The organism is Pseudomonas sp. GW821-FHT01A09 (genome assembly GCF_058986725.1).
On the sequence record NZ_JBYSWB010000010.1, the window covers coordinates 95,859 to 111,653 of the forward strand.

Annotated in this window: 11 protein-coding genes; all 11 read left to right on the forward strand. The window is 61.7% G+C overall.

Annotated elements, in window-relative coordinates:
* The first annotated feature begins 63 nt into the window (after window positions 1–63).
* The 11 genes from alg8 (at window position 64) to AC3WJP_RS13965 (ending at window position 15,218) form a co-directional block, all read left to right on the forward strand.
* Window positions 64–1,545, forward strand: a complete 1,482-nt coding sequence (gene alg8, locus AC3WJP_RS13915) for a mannuronan synthase (protein WP_493722652.1) — start codon at window positions 64–66, stop codon at window positions 1,543–1,545.
* A 35-nt stretch (window positions 1,546–1,580) separates the two neighbouring features.
* Window positions 1,581–2,741 carry a PilZ domain-containing protein gene (locus AC3WJP_RS13920; protein ID WP_493722651.1) on the forward strand — a complete coding sequence of 387 codons (1,161 nt, stop codon included), beginning with the start codon at window positions 1,581–1,583 and terminating at the stop codon, window positions 2,739–2,741.
* Window positions 2,742–2,760: 19 nt separating this feature from the next.
* A complete protein-coding gene (gene algK, locus AC3WJP_RS13925) occupies window positions 2,761–4,188 on the forward strand; it encodes an alginate biosynthesis TPR repeat lipoprotein AlgK (RefSeq protein WP_493722650.1) in 1,428 nt (475 codons plus the stop codon).
* The gene (locus AC3WJP_RS13930; protein ID WP_493722649.1) at window positions 4,185–5,702 is read left to right on the forward strand and encodes an alginate export family protein; all 1,518 of its coding nucleotides are present in this window, start codon (window positions 4,185–4,187) and stop codon (window positions 5,700–5,702) included. The genes algK and AC3WJP_RS13930 overlap by 4 nt, the downstream gene beginning before the upstream one ends.
* Before the next feature lie 26 nt (window positions 5,703–5,728).
* Window positions 5,729–7,369, forward strand: coding sequence for a mannuronan 5-epimerase AlgG (gene algG / locus AC3WJP_RS13935; RefSeq protein WP_493722648.1), 1,641 nt, complete (start codon window positions 5,729–5,731; stop codon window positions 7,367–7,369).
* A gap of 9 nt (window positions 7,370–7,378) precedes the next feature.
* A complete protein-coding gene (locus AC3WJP_RS13940; RefSeq protein WP_493722647.1) occupies window positions 7,379–8,833 on the forward strand; it encodes an alginate O-acetyltransferase in 1,455 nt (484 codons plus the stop codon).
* A 7-nt stretch (window positions 8,834–8,840) separates the two neighbouring features.
* Window positions 8,841–10,010, forward strand: coding sequence for a mannuronate-specific alginate lyase (locus AC3WJP_RS13945; RefSeq protein WP_493722646.1), 1,170 nt, complete (start codon window positions 8,841–8,843; stop codon window positions 10,008–10,010).
* Window positions 10,011–10,187: 177 nt separating this feature from the next.
* Window positions 10,188–11,750: an MBOAT family O-acyltransferase gene (locus tag AC3WJP_RS13950; RefSeq protein WP_493722645.1), complete on the forward strand. Its 1,563-nt coding sequence runs from the start codon at window positions 10,188–10,190 to the stop codon at window positions 11,748–11,750.
* A gap of 13 nt (window positions 11,751–11,763) precedes the next feature.
* Window positions 11,764–12,930 carry an alginate O-acetyltransferase gene (locus AC3WJP_RS13955; RefSeq protein WP_493722644.1) on the forward strand — a complete coding sequence of 389 codons (1,167 nt, stop codon included), beginning with the start codon at window positions 11,764–11,766 and terminating at the stop codon, window positions 12,928–12,930.
* A 46-nt stretch (window positions 12,931–12,976) separates the two neighbouring features.
* Window positions 12,977–13,651 (forward strand): alginate O-acetyltransferase AlgF, encoded by a 675-nt coding sequence (locus AC3WJP_RS13960; protein WP_493722643.1) that lies wholly within the window; start codon window positions 12,977–12,979, stop codon window positions 13,649–13,651.
* Window positions 13,652–13,766: 115 nt separating this feature from the next.
* Window positions 13,767–15,218: a mannose-1-phosphate guanylyltransferase/mannose-6-phosphate isomerase gene (locus AC3WJP_RS13965; RefSeq protein ID WP_493722642.1), complete on the forward strand. Its 1,452-nt coding sequence runs from the start codon at window positions 13,767–13,769 to the stop codon at window positions 15,216–15,218.
* Window positions 15,219–15,795 lie beyond the last annotated feature (577 nt).

Sequence of the window (15,795 nt, forward strand, 5' to 3'; positions counted from 1 at the left end):
GATTCGGGCCGCCACGATCGGCGGCCCGTTATCAGTGGCCCGATTCCCACATGGATGCAGATCATGCAAAGGCTCAAGCACGGCCTACTCCAGGCTTCCGGTTGGATGTTCTACCTGGTGTTCCTGATGGCCCTGGCGCTCATGCTGCCGGCCACCACTTTCGACCCTGCGTCGAAAGACTTCATTTTCCTGATTGGCGCCATCGGCATCTGGCGCTATTCGATGGGTGCAACGCACTTCGTGCGCGGCATGCTGTTCCTCTACATCGTCTATCCGCACCTGCGCCGCAAAGTGCGCAAGCTCGGTAGCGATGCCGATCCGTCCCACGTGTTCCTGATGGTGACCAGCTTTCGCATCGACGCCCTGACCACCGCCCAGGTGTACAGCTCGGTGATTCGCGAGGCCATCAACTGCGGCTATCCCACCACGGTGGTCTGCTCGCTGGTGGAAATGTCCGACGAGCTGCTGGTCAAGAGCCTGTGGCAGAAAATGGCCCCGCCTGACCGCGTCTCGCTGGACTTCGTGCGCATCGCCGGTACCGGCAAGCGCGACGGCCTGGCCTACGGTTTCCGCGCCATTTCCCGCCACTTGCCGGACGACGACGCGGTGGTTGCGGTGATCGACGGCGACACCGTGCTGGCCGATGGCGTAGTGCGCAAGACCGTGCCGTGGTTCCGTCTGTACGGTAACGTCGGCGGCCTGACCACCAACGAATTCTGCGAAGTGCGCGGCGGCTACATCATGAGCGAATGGCACAAGCTGCGTTTCGCCCAGCGCCACATCAACATGTGCTCCATGGCCCTGTCCAAGCGCGTGCTGACCATGACCGGGCGGATGTCGGTCTTCCGCGCTTCGGTGGTGACCAACCCGGAATTCATCGCCGACGTCGAAAGCGACTCCATCGACCATTGGCGCCTTGGCCGCTTCAAGTTCCTGACCGGCGACGACAAGTCCAGCTGGTTCAGCCTGATGCGCCTGGGCTACGACACGTTCTACGTACCGGACGCCAACATTCACACCGTTGAGCACCCACCGGAAAAGAGCTTCTTCAAGGCCAGTCGCAAGTTGATGTACCGCTGGTACGGCAACAACCTGCGGCAGAACTCCCGAGCGCTGGGCCTGGGCGTAGGACGCCTGGGGCTGTTTACCTCCGTGGTGCTGTTCGACCAGCGTGTTTCGATGTGGACCAGCCTGTTGGGGCTGACGGCGGCAATCATCGCCAGCCTCACCTATGGCATCAACTTCCTGTTGGTTTACCTGTTGTGGATCGGTATCACCCGTTTGATCCTGACCATCATGCTCCTGTGTTCAGGGCACAAGGTCGGGCCGGCTTACCCCGTGATTCTGTATTACAACCAGATCGTCGGCGCCATGATGAAAATCTACGTTTTCTTCCGCCTCGACAAGCAGTCCTGGACGCGTCAGCCCACCTCGCTCAAGCGTGATCTCGCCAGCTTTCAACAATGGTTCAACACCTGGTCCTCCCGGACCATGACCTTCTCCGCCGCCAGCATCTTCGTTGCTGTGCTGTTCGTGATGGTCTGAGCCGGAACCCAATGGATTAAGTAGGAATAATCGCCATGAATACAGCCGTGAACGTCAATGTTGTCCATGAATCCGAAGCTCAGCGCCAGCACGCTCGGGTAAAAATCCCCGCCAAACTGCGCTACATCGGCCCGAATCGCGAGACCTTCGAATCCAAGATCGAGGACCTCTCCGCCGGTGGCTTCAGCATCCTTACTCAAAAGGCCCTTAAACAGGGCGAGGTCTACCGAGGCCGGATGATGTTCGTCATCGACAACCTCGGCCTGGGCATGGACATCGAGTTCCAGGTGCGCTCGCTCGACAGCGATGGCCGCGCCGGCTGCGCTTTCCAGAACCTCGACCAACAGGACATCGCCACCCTGCGCCACCTGATCACCTCGCACCTGAGCGGCGAGTTGGTCACCATGGGCGGCGTGCTCGGGACCCTGCAGCGCGACAACTTCACCAAGGCGCGCAAGCGTGGCGGCACCAACCATGGCATGTCGGCCTTTGGCCGCCTGCGTGCGGTGACCTTCAGCCTCGGTATCTTCGTGGTCGGCCTGGCTGCCTTCGGCTTCGTCGCCAAATCGGTCTATGGCATGTACTTCGTCAGCCACGCGGTCTCCGGTGTGGTGTCCATCCCATCGAGCAACATCACCATGCCGCGCGACGGTACGGTCAACAGCCTGATCGCGGTCAATGCCACGGCAGCCAAAGGCGCGCCTCTGGCGACCTTCAGCACCAGCATGCTCGACGTGCTCAAGGATCACCTGGACGACGCTCAGCTGACCCCGGCGAAAATCACCGAAATGTTCGGCAAGCAACTCACCGGCACCCTGACTTCGCCGTGCGACTGCATCGTCGCCGAGCAACTGGTGCCGGACGGCCAGTTCGCCAGCAAGGGCGACATCATCTACAAGATGCTGCCGCGTGACGCCCAAGCCAACATCGATGCGCGCTTCACCTATCGCCAAATCAACGACGTACGCCCTGGCACCCGCGTGACCTTCCAGGTCGCCGGCGAAGACACCACCCGCGAAGGCCAGATCGTCTCCAGCACCAACCTGCTGCCCGATGCCCTGTCCTCGGACCTGCGCGTGCAGATCAAACCCGACGCGCCAATCAACAGCGCTCTGGCCGGTCGTCCGGTGGAGGTCTACAGCGACCGTGGTTCGATGAACTGGTTGATCGAGAAAGCCATGGCCAAAGGCCTCTAAGTTGATCGTGCGAAGGAGAATGCCTGTGGCAACGAGAAGAACCCTGTCGCACCCCGCGCTACTGGGCCTGGCCATTGCAATCAGCCTGGCCGGTTGCGCCGGGCTTCCCGACCAGCGCCTGGCCAATCAGGCGCTGCAGAACGGTGACACCGAACTTGCGCAACAGAACTTCCAGCAACTGGCTGACCTGGGCTATGCCGATGCACAAATCGGCCTGGCCGATATTCAGGTCAACACCGGCGATCCAGAAGCCATACGCAAGGCCGAGGCCATCTACCGTGCCGCTGCGCAGACCTCCCCCCGTGCTCAGGCACGGTTGGGGCGCCTGCTCGCAGCCAAACCCGGCAGCACTGTCGCCGAGCAGCACGAAGCCGAAAGCTGGTTGAAGAAAGCCGGCGCCAACGGCGAAACCGGCACCCTGCTGCCGCTGGCCACGCTGTACCTGCAATACCCGCAAAGCTTCCCGAACATCGATGCGCAGAAACAGATCGACCAATGGATGGCCGCCGGTTATCCGGATGCACCGCTGGCCCAGGTCATGCTCTATCGCGCCAAGGGCACCTACGATCAGCACCTGGATGACGTCGAGCGCATCTGCACCAAAGCGCTCAGCACCAACGACGTCTGCTACGTCGAGCTGGCCACCGTATACCAGAAGCGCGGTCAGGCCGATCGCCAGACCGCGCTGGTCAAGCAGTTGCAGTCTGCCTACAGCGCCGGCAACGCCTCGGCTGCGCGCATCGACGGCGTGGCCCGCGTGCTGTCGGATCCGACCCTCGGCAAGACCGACGAGAAGACCGCACAAACCCTGCTCGAAAGCGTCACCGACACCTATCCCGCCGCCTATATCAGCCTCGCGCAGCTGCTGTATCAGTTCCCCGAGCTGGGCGATGTCGACAAGTTGATGGGCTACATCGACAAAGGCCACAACGCCGACCCAGGTCGCGCCGAGCTGCTGCTGGGCAAGCTCTATTACGAAGGCAAGGTGGTGATCCCCGACGCGCACAAGGCGCTCGATCACTTGCAAAAGGCTGCGGCGACCCAGGTCAGTGCCCACTACTACATGGGCCAGATCTACCGCCGTGGCTACCTCGGCAAGCCAGAGCCGCAGAAGGCCGTGGATGAACTGCTCAAGGCCGCTCGCAGCGGCCAGAACAGCGCCGACTTCGCCCTCGCGCAGCTCTACTCGGGCGGCCGCGGTACCAAGCCCAATCTGGTCAACGCCTACGTGTTCAGCCAACTGGCGAAGATGCGTCCTGACGTGCAGCAGCCGGTGACCGACCTCAACACCCAGATCGAGACCCAACTGCAGCCCGCGCAAAAAGCGCAGGCGCAGCAATTGGTTCAGCAAGAACTCAAGGCTCGCGGTGGTATCAGCCAGGCCAACAGCGCCCTGGCCCAACAAGAAATGCCTGCAGACCCCATCGGTGAGGACAATTCCCTATGAAACTGAACAAATGGATGAAGGCCGGTATCGGCCTCAGCTTCGCCGCCTTGTGGTCTTGCCCTACCCTCGCGGCGCTGACCGCGACGCAGAATTTCGGCATTGAAGTCAAAGCCACCGGCCAGTCCGAAGATGACCGCGACCTGGGCACGCGCTCGGGCGGCGACGTCAACGGTGTGGGTATCGACCTGCGCCCATGGGCGTACTTCGAAGCCGGTAAATGGTCGTTCTATGCGATGGGGCAGGCAGTGGCCGCCAGCGACACCATTCAGACCGACCCACTGGACGACCAGACCAGCACCGCCGCCGGCGCCGGTGTCAACACGTCAGGCATCAACCACAATTCCGCCCGCGACGGCAACGACGCCTATTTCGCCATGCGCGAGTTCTGGGTCGGCTACCAAGGGCTGTTCACGCCTTACCCGGGCGAGAACACCAAGTTCGGTCGCCAGCGGTTGCGTAACGACGACGGTCAATGGACCGACAACTACATCGAAGCCCTGACCTGGAACCTCGACACCACGCTGCTCAAGACCCATGCGGGTGTGGCTCAGCGTTTCAGTGATTACCGCACCGATTACGATCAGCTATCGCCCCGCGACAAGAATCGCTTCCACGCCTTCGGCGACGCGTACTACCAGTGGATGCCAGGGCAGTGGGCCGGCGTGCGCGCGCACTATGTCAAAGACGACGGCAAACTGGCCCACGCCGGGGAAGTGGTCGACGACCTGGACAAGCGTGAAAACAGCACCCTCACCTGGCTCGGTCTGGACCTCAACAGCGACGCTTACAACTACCGCAACCTGAACCAGATCAACTACTGGGGCAGCGTGACCTTCATGCAAGGCACCCAGGACCTCAACAACGCCGCCTATGACGCTAACAACCTGCGCACCGATGCGGCCACTGGGCGTACGCTCGCGTCGCCCAAGAGCGATCGCGACCTGAGCGGCTGGGGTTCGGACCTGGGTGTACGTCTGCGCCTCGACCCGCAATGGCAGGTCGGCGGTGCCTACTCCCAGGCCAGCAAGAACTACGAGCAGAACGGCCTGCAAAGCAACCGTTCGACCTGGACCGGCACTCGCTCGCGCATCAGCCGCTTCGGCGAGGCCTACCAGGCGCAGATGGGCAACACCCGGGTCGCCTCGGCGTTCGCCTCGTGGCAGCAAGAGGATCAATACGACGCCTCGCTGATCTACCACAAGTTCTGGCGTGTCGACGGCAACTCCGGGATTTCCGGCAGCAACATCAATGCCGTGGACGAACAGAACGACGGTTCCTTCTCGACCCTGCCGACGATCAACAACGGCAGCAAGGACCTGGGTCAGGAAGTCGACCTCGTCGTGACCAAGTATTTCAAGCAAGGGTTGCTGCCCGCTGCCTTGAGCCAGTCGATCGACGAGCCCTCGGCGCTGGTTCGCCTGCGTGCGGGTGTGTTCAAGCCGGGTGATGCCTATGGCAGCAGCGTGGACAACTACATGCACCGCGCCATTGTCGATGTGATCTGGCGCTTCTGATGCCTAACGCGAAGGGAGTGCATGCAATGAATCATTCTAGCCTCAGCAGCCGTTTGCCCTGGCGCACCTCGCTGCTGACCGGCGCCTTGTTGCTGGCCAGCGGTGTCGCCCTGGCCAACAGCCCGGCGCCCGTGCCCAAGCCTGACGCCAAGGCGGCGGACAGCGCCCCGGCAGCGGCCAAGCCCGGCCTGGTCAAGGAACTGCATCAAGCCAAGAGCTACACCGTGTCCTCGGCGCCCACCGCGCCGCTGGACATGCCTGCGCCCAAGCTGCCCGACCTCACCGGCTACACCGAAGCGGCCGCAGAGGCCAAGGTCGCGCCGCTGCGCAAGGGTCCCCACGCCAAAGTCAGCATCCGGCGCATCATGCAGGAAGTGGTGCTCAAGGAGTTCGTCGGCGGCAACAACAAGATGGCCGAGTGGGTCGCGCGTCAGCACGGTATCCCTCAGGCGATCTTCGTCGAAGGCGGTTATCTGAACCTCAAGGATCTCACCAAGAGCGTTCCCAAGCAGTATTTCAGCGAGACCTCGCCGGGCGTCTACCTGGCGCGTCTGCCGATCATCGTCGGCAACAAGGCCGTGCTGGAGATCGACAAGCAGACCCAGGAACTGCGTCTGTCGCAAGAGGCCGGCTCGTTCATCATCAACGACGGCAAGCTGTTCACCAGCAATACCAAGGTGACCGGCTGGCGCGAGAAGGACAACGGCCCGGCGACCTTCCGCGCGCCCAAGGAATTCCGCCCGTTCCTGCTGTCCTGGGGTGGCACCGAGACGTACATCGTCAACACCACCATGGCCAGCTTTGGCTACAACCAGAGCAAGTCGTACGGGGTGAGCATTTCCCAGTACACGCCCAACATGAAAGCGCAGATGGGCCGCAGCGAGCCCACCGGCTGGATCATCGGCTCGACGTTCAGCGACATGTGGTACGGCTTCTACTGCTATGAAACGCAGAACTTCGTGGTCAAGAGCAACACCTACAAAGACAACATCATCTACGGCATCGACCCTCATGACCGTTCCCACGGTCTGATCATTGCCGACAATGACGTTTACGGCACCCACAAGAAACACGGCATCATCGTTTCGCGGGAAGTCGACGACAGTTTCATCATCAACAACCGCACGCGCGAGAACAACCTGTCGGGCATCGTGCTGGACCGTAACAGCGTCGGCAATCTGGTGGCCTACAACGAGGTCTACCGCAACCACTCCGACGGCATCACCCTCTATGAGAGCGGCGACAACCTGCTCTGGGGCAACAAGGTCATCCGCAACCAGCGCCACGGCATCCGGGTGCGCAACAGCACCAACATCCGCCTGTACGAAAACGTCGCCATGGCCAACGGCCTGACAGGCGTCTACGGGCACATCAAGGACCTCAGCGACACCGACCGCGACATCGCCCTCGACCCGTTCGATGCCGAAGTCTCGCTGATTCTGGTGGGCGGCGAACTGACTGCCAACGGCACCGGCCCGCTGGCGATCGACTCGCCCTTGAGCCTGGAGCTGTATCGCGTGTCCATGCTGGCGCCGAGCAAATCCAGCGGCATCACCTTCAACGGCATCCTGGGCGACAAGCAGACCGAGATCCTCGACCTGCTGGTGCGCCAGAACAAGGCCGTATTGATCGACCCCGTCGAACGCCAGACCGAATTGCAGGACTGAGGAATTCACATGCGAACGCCATCTTTCATATCGCTCAAGCTGCTCAGCCTTTCGGCCCTGACCGCTGGCCTTATGGCCGCCACCGGCGGGACCCAGGCTGCCCCCGCAGCGCCGGCCCCGGTGTTCACCGCCGAGCCGTGCTGCAACGTCTGCCCTGAGGCTCACGATGCCTCCAAGTACGTGACGCGTTATCAGCGCAACTTCACCACCCTGTTCCAGGGTGAAGGTGACTGGCTGTTCCGGACCGTCGAGGACCTGCGCACCGAGTTCGACACCACGCCGGAAGGCTATCGCCGGCTGCAGGAACTGCACGACGCCTTCAAGAGCAAGGGTGTGGAGCTGGTGATCGTCTATCAGCCGACCCGCGGCCTGGTGGATCGCAACAAGATGTTCCCCGCTGACCGCGACAAGTTCGACTACGACAAGGCGCTGAAAAACTACAAGGCCATGCTCGCTCGCTTTGCCTCCATGGGCTACACCGTGCCGGATCTGTCGCCGCTGACCAACGAACAGCAGGCTCACGACTTCTACTTCCGCGGTGACCAGCACTGGACGCCATACGGCGCGCAGCGCACCGCCAAGATCGTGGCCGAAAGCATCAAGAAGCTGCCCGCTTATGCGTCGATTCCCAAGAAGGAATTCGAGACCCGTATATCGGGCCGCATGGGCAAGACCGGAACATTGCAGAACATGGCCGGTCAATTGTGCGGCACCAGCTATGCGATCCAGTACATGGACCAGTTCACCACCGAGCCCAAAGGGGCTGCAGCCGATGGCGACCTGTTCGGTGATTCCGGCAACCCCGAGATCACTTTGGTAGGGACCAGCCACAGCGGCAAGAACTACAACTTCGCCGGCTTCCTGGAGCAGGACACCGGAGCCGATGTGCTCAATGTGGCCTTCCCCGGCGGCGGTCTGGAAGGCTCGATGTTGCAGTACCTGGGCAGCGAAGACTTCCAGAAACGGCCACCGAAGATTCTGGTCTGGGAATTCTCTCCGCTGTATCGCCTGGATCAGGAAACCATCTATCGCCAGATGATGGCGTTGCTGGACAACGGCTGCGAGGGCAAGCCAACCCAGATGAGCGCCAGCACCACGCTCAAGCCCGGCAAGAACGAGCTGTTGGTCAACGGTCGTAACGGCATCATCGATGTGCATAACGGTGCCCATCAGATCGACATCAAGTTCGCCGACACTTCGGTGAAAACCCTGAAGGCCACCCTCTGGTACCTCAACGGTCGCCACGAGGAACTGAAGATCGAAAAACCGACGACATCCGATACCGACGGGCGTTTCGCCTTCGAGATGCGCGATGACCAGGACTGGCCGCAGCAGAATCTGCTGGCTCTGGAAATTCAGGGGCCGGAAGAAGCCGGCGCCGCACCGCAGAAGGTCGAAGCGAAAGTATGCAAACGCAACGTGTTCCCCGGCGTGAAAACGCAACAGGCTCAGGCCGGGCTATGAGGTTTCTATGCACACTTTGAAAACAGCTACACGCCAATGGCTCGCGCCGTCCCTGCTGACCCTGGCCCTGTTCGGGCCGGCGATGGCCGCACAGGCCGCTGACCTGGTACCGCCCAAGGGCTACCTCAGCGGCATCGAAAAGCCCAAGGTCAAACCGGGCAATTTCAGCTGCGATTCGCCGCCCAAGCCTTACACCGAGAGCTTGCAGTTCCGCAGCAAGTACGAGGGCTCGGGCAAGGATCGTTCGACCTTCAACGCGGATTCCGACGCCGCGTTCCGCACGGCGACCAAGGACATCACCGACATGGAGCGTGGCACCAGCAAGGTGGTCATGGCCTACATGCGCGATGGTCGCCCGGAACAACTCGATTGCGCACTGAGCTGGCTGGACACCTGGGCCAACGCCAACGCGTTGATGTCCACCGACTTCAACCACACCGGCAAGTCGATGCGTAAATGGGCGCTGGGCAGCATGTCTTCGGCGTACCTGCAACTGAAGTTCGCCGACACCCATCCTTTGGCCGGCAAGGACGCGCAGACCAAACCGATCGAGGCCTGGTTCGGTCGTCTGGCCGATCAAGTGGTCAGCGACTGGGACAACCTGCCGCTGGAAAAGAACAACAACCACACCTACTGGGCCGCCTGGTCGGTGATGTCGACCGCCGTGGTGCTCAACCGCCACGACCTGTTCGACTGGTCGGTCAAGGAGTTCAAGGAAGCCGCCAACCAGGTCGATGCGCAGGGCTTCTTGCCCAACGAGCTGAAGCGCAAGCAACGCGCCCTGGCCTACCACGCCTATGCCGTCGCGCCGCTGACCATGATCGCCGTCTTCGCCCAGGCCAACGGTGTGGATCTGCGCCCGGAAAATAACGGCGCCCTGCAGCGCCTGGGCAACGTCATCCTCAATGGCGCGAAAGACCCGAACGAGTTCCAGAGCAAGAACGGCGAAACCCCGGACATGACCGATATCAAAGTGCAAAGCAAATGGTCATGGCTGGAACCCTACTGCTCGCTGTATGCGTGCGCACCGGATGCCATCCAGCGTCGCCATGTCGGCCAGCCCTACAAGAACTTTCGTATGGGCGGCGACCTGACCCGGGTATTCGATCCGGCAGACGACAAAGGTGGCAAAGGCGGTGCCGAAGACAGCGGTTCGGCAGGTGACGCGGGCTCCTGATACATCACGGCTCACCTGTGGGAGTGGGCTTTGCCCGCGAATTCGCGAGTAGAACTCGCTCCCATAGGTGAGCACTGCGGCAGAAATTTTTATGGGCCCTCCTGTGGGGGGGTTTGGGGGGGGCGCGGCCTTTGATCGCTGCCCCTGACTGCAAGTCGCAACAAAGGAGAGATCGGGATGGTGTTCTCATCCAACGTGTTCCTGTTCCTGTTTCTACCGGTCTTTCTAGGCCTGTACTACTTGAGCGGCAACCGCTACCGAAACCTGCTGCTGCTGGTCGCCAGCTATGTGTTCTACGCCTGGTGGCGGGTGGACTTCCTCGCCCTGTTCGCCGGCGTCACGCTGTGGAACTACTGGATCGGCCTGCGCGTAGGCGCTGCCGGCGTGCGGACCAAAAAGGCCCAGCGCTTTCTGCTGATGGGCGTGGCCGTCGACCTGTGCATTCTGGGTTATTTCAAGTACGCCAACTTCGGCGTCGAGAGCATCAATGCGATCATGCATTCGTTCGGCCTGGAGCCGTTCATCCTGACCCATGTGCTGTTGCCGATCGGTATCTCGTTCTACATCTTCGAGTCCATCAGCTACATCATCGACGTGTACCGCGGTGACACCCCGGCCACGCGCAACCTCATCGATTTCGCGGCCTTCGTGGCGATCTTCCCGCACCTGATCGCCGGCCCCGTGCTGCGCTTCAAGGACCTGGCCGATCAGTTCAACAACCGCACCCACACCCTGGACAAGTTCTCCGAGGGCGCGACGCGGTTCATGCAGGGCTTTATCAAGAAGGTCTTCATCGCCGACACCATCGCGGTGATCGCCGACCACTCTTTCGCCCTCACCCACCCCACCACCGGCGATGCCTGGCTGGGCGCGCTGGCGTATACCGCACAGCTGTATTTCGACTTCTCCGGCTACAGCGACATGGCCATCGGCCTGGGCCTGATGATGGGCTTTCGCTTCATGGAGAACTTCAAGCAGCCGTACATCAGCCAGTCGATCACCGAGTTCTGGCGGCGCTGGCACATCAGTCTGTCGACCTGGCTGCGCGACTATCTGTACATCACCCTGGGCGGCAACCGCGGCGGCACCTTCGCCACCTACCGCAACCTGATCCTGACCATGTTGCTCGGTGGCCTGTGGCACGGCGCCAACATCACCTACATCGTCTGGGGCGCCTGGCACGGTGTGTGGCTGGCGATCGAGCGAGCGTTGGGCATCAACACCACGCCGCGCGCGCTGAACCCGATCCGCTGGGCCTTCACCTTCCTGCTGGTGATCATGGGCTGGGTGATCTTCCGCTCCGAGAATCTGCACGTGGCGGGCCGCATGTACGGCGCCATGTTCAGCTTCGGCGACTGGAAGCTGTCCGAGCTCAACGCGGCCAGCCTCACCGGCCTGCAGGTTGCCACGTTGGTGGTCGCCTATATCACTTTGGCGTTCTTCGGCCTGCGCGATCTGTACCGCAAGCCGTTGCAGGTCAAGTCGCCCAAGGCGCAGGCCACTGACAGCGACGTGGCCAACGGCCCCGCCACTGCCCAGCCAGGTCTGTTGCGCGCTACCCCCGGCGACCAGCCGGCACAGGTCGCCGCCTATGCCCACGGCCATGACGTGCAAGCGTCCGCCTGGGTCGCCGATTGGCCACGTTATGTGATGCGCGCCTTGATCCTGCTGATGTTCGCGGCCTCGATTCTCAAACTCTCGGCGCAAAGCTTCTCGCCGTTCCTTTACTTCCAGTTCTGAGGGAGGCCGAATCATGACCCGTTCATTACGCATCCTCTACATCGCCTTGTTCCTAGGGCTGCTGCTGGCCCTGGGGCTGTGGTCCCTGACCGCGTTCGGCAACTTCAACCGCACCGAGCAGATGACCCTGCTCAACGGTAAATGGGCCAAGGCCGTCGAGACCCACTACGACGACGAGTTCCCGATCAAGCGCCTGGGCACCAACCTCTGGGCGGCGCTGGATTTCAAAGTGTTCAACGAAGGCCGTCCGGGAGTGGTCCTCGGCAAGGACCAGTGGCTGTACACCGACGAAGAGTTCGATCCAGTGGCCAATAGCGAGCAGATCGAAGCCGAGAACTTCGCCCTGATCCGTGGCGTGCGCGACCAGCTCAAAGAGCACGGTGTGCAACTGGTGATGGCCATCGTGCCGGCCAAGGCGCGTCTGTACCCCGAGCACATCGGCGCGCAGACGCCCACCAGCCTGCATGCCGATCTGTATCAGCAGTTCCATGCCCAGGCGCAACAGGCCGGCATCGTTGCCCCTGATCTGCTGGCGCCGTTGCTGCAGGCCAAGCAGCAAGGCCAGGTGTTCCTGCGCACCGATACGCACTGGACGCCCATGGGGGCCGAGGTGGTCGCGCAGAACCTGAGCAAGACCATTGCCGCACAAATGCCACTCAACGGCACGCCGCAGCAGTACCAGACCGAAGCCACCAAGACCGAGCCTTACAAGGGCGATCTGACCACCTTCCTGCCGCTCGATCCGCTGTTCAGCAATTTGCTGCCCAAGCCCGATGAGCTGCAACAACGCGCCACAACGGTGGTCAATAGTTCGGCTGATTCGAGCAGCGATGCCGCTGATGCCGCGCTGTTCGCCGACAACACCATCGCGGTTGCGCTGGTGGGTACCAGCTACAGCGCCAACCCGCACTGGAACTTCCTGGGTGCCTTGCAGCAGTCGCTGAAAAGTGACGTCGTCAACTACGCGGAGAACGGCCACGGGCCGATTCTGCCGATGCTCAAGTACCTGCAAACCGATGCTTTCAAGAACAGCCCGCCACAGGTGCTGATCTGGGAATTCCCTGAACGTTATCTGCCGATGAAAAACGATCTGAGCGAGTTCGATCCCAAATGGGTCGCCGACTTGAAAAAGAGCTCGGACACCAACAACCAGAACCTGGCCGTGGGCCAAACCAATTGAGCTGCACTGCGGCCCACCTTCGAATTTATTGCAAGAGGAATGACGCATGACTAACGCTACTGCCGCCACCCGTACTCCGGCTGTCAAACGTATCGCCAAGGCCTGCGCCCTGGTTGCGGGCATGAGCCTGCTGTCCGTGCAGGCTTTCGCCGCCGGTGACTCGGCCCTGTATGGCCCGACCGCGCCCAAGGGCTCGACCTTCGTGCGGGTCTATAACGCCGGCAACCAGCCAGTCGCCGCCAGCGTCGGTAACACCAGCCTCAACGAAATCCCGGTACAGGGCAGCAGCGCCTTCAGCTTCATGCCCCAGGGCGACTACAGCGCCAAGATCGGCAGCGCCACCTTGCCGGTGAAGCTGGCCTCGGATCAGTACTACACCATCGTCAACAACAGCGGCGGCCAGCCGGTGCTGGTCGACGAGCCGCCGTTCAAGAACAAGCAGAAATCTCTGGTGCGCGTGCAGAACCTCACCGACACGCCCCTGACCCTGAAAACCGCCGACGGTAAAACCGACGTGGTCCCTGCCGTGGCACCCAAGGCCCATGGTGATCGTGAAATCAACCCGGTGAAAGTCACCCTGGCGCTGTACAAGGGCGACACCAAGGTCTCCGACCTCAAGCCGGTTGCCTTGGAACGCGGCGAAGCGGCCGTGCTGTACGTCACGGGCAGCGGCAGCAACCTGTCGCCGGTGTGGGTCAAGCCGCCAGTGGCGAGCAAGTAAGCCTTTAGCGTGATGAGCATAGCGTCGACCGGCCAGGTGGCCGGTCGACCGGGAACAACAACAAGACAGAAACGGCAGCACTAGTCAGCCCATACGAATATCTAGGAGAAACAACATGATTCCGGTGATCTTGTCAGGTGGTAGCGGCTCACGTCTTTGGCCGCTTTCGCGCAAGCAATTCCCTAAACAGTTTCTGGCCCTGACCGGTGAACACACACTGTTCCAGCAAACGCTGGAGCGTCTGGTGTTCGAAGGCATGGACAAGCCGATCGTGGTCTGCAACAAGGACCACCGCTTTATCGTCAACGAGCAGCTGAGCCAGCTCAAGCTCGAGACCCAGGGCATCCTGATGGAGCCCTTCGGCCGCAATACCGCACCGGCCGTGGCCCTGACCGCCATGAAGCTGGTCAACGAAGGCCGCGACGACCTGATGCTGGTGTTGCCAGCCGACCACGTCATCGAAGACCAGAAAGCCCTGCAGCGCGCCCTGGCCCTGGCCACCGTGGCCGCCGAGCGCGGCGAGATGGTGCTGTTCGGTGTACCGGCCACGCGCCCGGAAACCGGCTATGGCTACATCAAGTCGACCAACGATGCACTGTTGCCTGAGGGCGTCAGCCGCGTCGCGCATTTCGTCGAAAAACCTGACGAAAAACGCGCTACCGAGTTCGTTGAAGCCGGTGGTTACTTCTGGAACAGCGGCATGTTCCTGTTCCGCGCCAGCCGCTTCCTCGAAGAGCTGAAAAAGCACGATTCGGACATCTACGACAACTGCATGCTGACTCTGGAGCGCAGCAAGCACGAGGGCGACAACGTCGAAATCGACGATGCCACTTTCGCCTTGTGCCCGGACAATTCCATCGACTACTCGGTCATGGAAAAAACCCAGCGCGCCTGCGTGGTGCCACTGTCGGCCGGCTGGAGCGACGTCGGTTGCTGGGCTTCGCTGTGGGAAGTCAACGCCAAGGACGACAACGGCAACGTCAGCAAGGGTGACGTGGTCATCCAGGACAGCCGCAACTGCATGATCCACGGCAACGGCAAGCTGGTGTCGGTGATCGGCCTGGACAACATCGTCGTGGTCGAAACCAAGGACGCGATGATGATTGCCCACAAGGACAAGGTCCAGGGCGTCAAGCAGATGGTCGCCACCCTCAACGAGGCCGGCCGCAGCGAAACCCAGAACCACTGCGAAGTGTATCGCCCATGGGGCTCGTACGACTCGGTGGACATGGGCGGCCGCTTCCAGGTCAAGCATATTTCGGTCAAGCCGGGCGCTTGCCTGTCGCTGCAGATGCACCACCACCGTGCCGAGCACTGGATCGTGGTTTCGGGCACGGCGGAAGTGACCTGCGACGAGAACGTGTTCCTGCTCTGCGAAAACCAGTCGACCTACATCCCGATCGCGTCGGTGCATCGCCTGCGCAACCCGGGCAAGATCCCGCTGGAAATCATCGAGGTTCAGTCTGGCAGCTACCTGGGTGAAGACGATATCGAGCGTTTCGAAGACATCTACGGCCGATCGACCCCGATCGACCGCGGCGTGTCGGTGAAAACCATCGCTCAGTAATACGTCAGGGTTGGAACAGGCCCCCTACCCGCTCGCTGCGTACCCTATCCGCAGCGAGAGGGTCGGGGGCTTTTTCATCCCACTGGCCTGTCACCCCCCGCCAAAGCCCCTGTAGCGAGGGGGCTTGCCCCCGACAAGCCGCAGGCTACGCGGTGTTCTTGAAAGGCTCGCTTCGGCGGGCTTTTTATTGTCTGGAATGGGTGAACGGCAACGGCAAGAGATTGTTGGCGGTGGTTTGGGGATTTGTGTGCTGGCCCTTTGCTGCGGGCCTGTGCGGCTCGCCCTGCCCACGGCCTGCTGGAGGGGCGGCTGCACAGGCCCGCAGCAAAGGGCCAGATCGGGAATGATGTGGGCGATTTGGCTGGGTAGACCGGCTATGCGTTTGCTCGTCTTGCTACTGACTCGCTGCAGCGGTATCGTGCCGACGCCGCTGCTCATCAGCGGTCGGGCTTGGTAACCCGTTCCACAGCAATCAGCGCTTGATGCATTCGCTGGCCGATATTTCGTGCCCGCAAATCCCTTAATGGCGGCTGTACGCGGGAGGCCTTGCGCCTGCCGGTGGTTGTGGCCGGTTTAC

Bases quoted from the DNA above. Each gene is read 5' to 3' on its own strand.
- AC3WJP_RS13945 (WP_493722646.1), top strand. From the start codon at position 8,841: ATGCACACTTTGAAAACAGCTACACGCCAATGGCTCGCGCCGTCCCTG.
- algG (WP_493722648.1), top strand. From the start codon at position 5,729: ATGAATCATTCTAGCCTCAGCAGCCGTTTGCCCTGGCGCACCTCGCTG.
- AC3WJP_RS13960 (WP_493722643.1), top strand. From the start codon at position 12,977: ATGACTAACGCTACTGCCGCCACCCGTACTCCGGCTGTCAAACGTATC.
- alg8 (WP_493722652.1), top strand. From the start codon at position 64: ATGCAAAGGCTCAAGCACGGCCTACTCCAGGCTTCCGGTTGGATGTTC.
- AC3WJP_RS13950 (WP_493722645.1), top strand. From the start codon at position 10,188: ATGGTGTTCTCATCCAACGTGTTCCTGTTCCTGTTTCTACCGGTCTTT.
- algK (WP_493722650.1), top strand. From the start codon at position 2,761: ATGCCTGTGGCAACGAGAAGAACCCTGTCGCACCCCGCGCTACTGGGC.
- AC3WJP_RS13965 (WP_493722642.1), top strand. From the start codon at position 13,767: ATGATTCCGGTGATCTTGTCAGGTGGTAGCGGCTCACGTCTTTGGCCG.
- AC3WJP_RS13920 (WP_493722651.1), top strand. From the start codon at position 1,581: ATGAATACAGCCGTGAACGTCAATGTTGTCCATGAATCCGAAGCTCAG.
- AC3WJP_RS13930 (WP_493722649.1), top strand. From the start codon at position 4,185: ATGAAACTGAACAAATGGATGAAGGCCGGTATCGGCCTCAGCTTCGCC.
- AC3WJP_RS13955 (WP_493722644.1), top strand. From the start codon at position 11,764: ATGACCCGTTCATTACGCATCCTCTACATCGCCTTGTTCCTAGGGCTG.
- AC3WJP_RS13940 (WP_493722647.1), top strand. From the start codon at position 7,379: ATGCGAACGCCATCTTTCATATCGCTCAAGCTGCTCAGCCTTTCGGCC.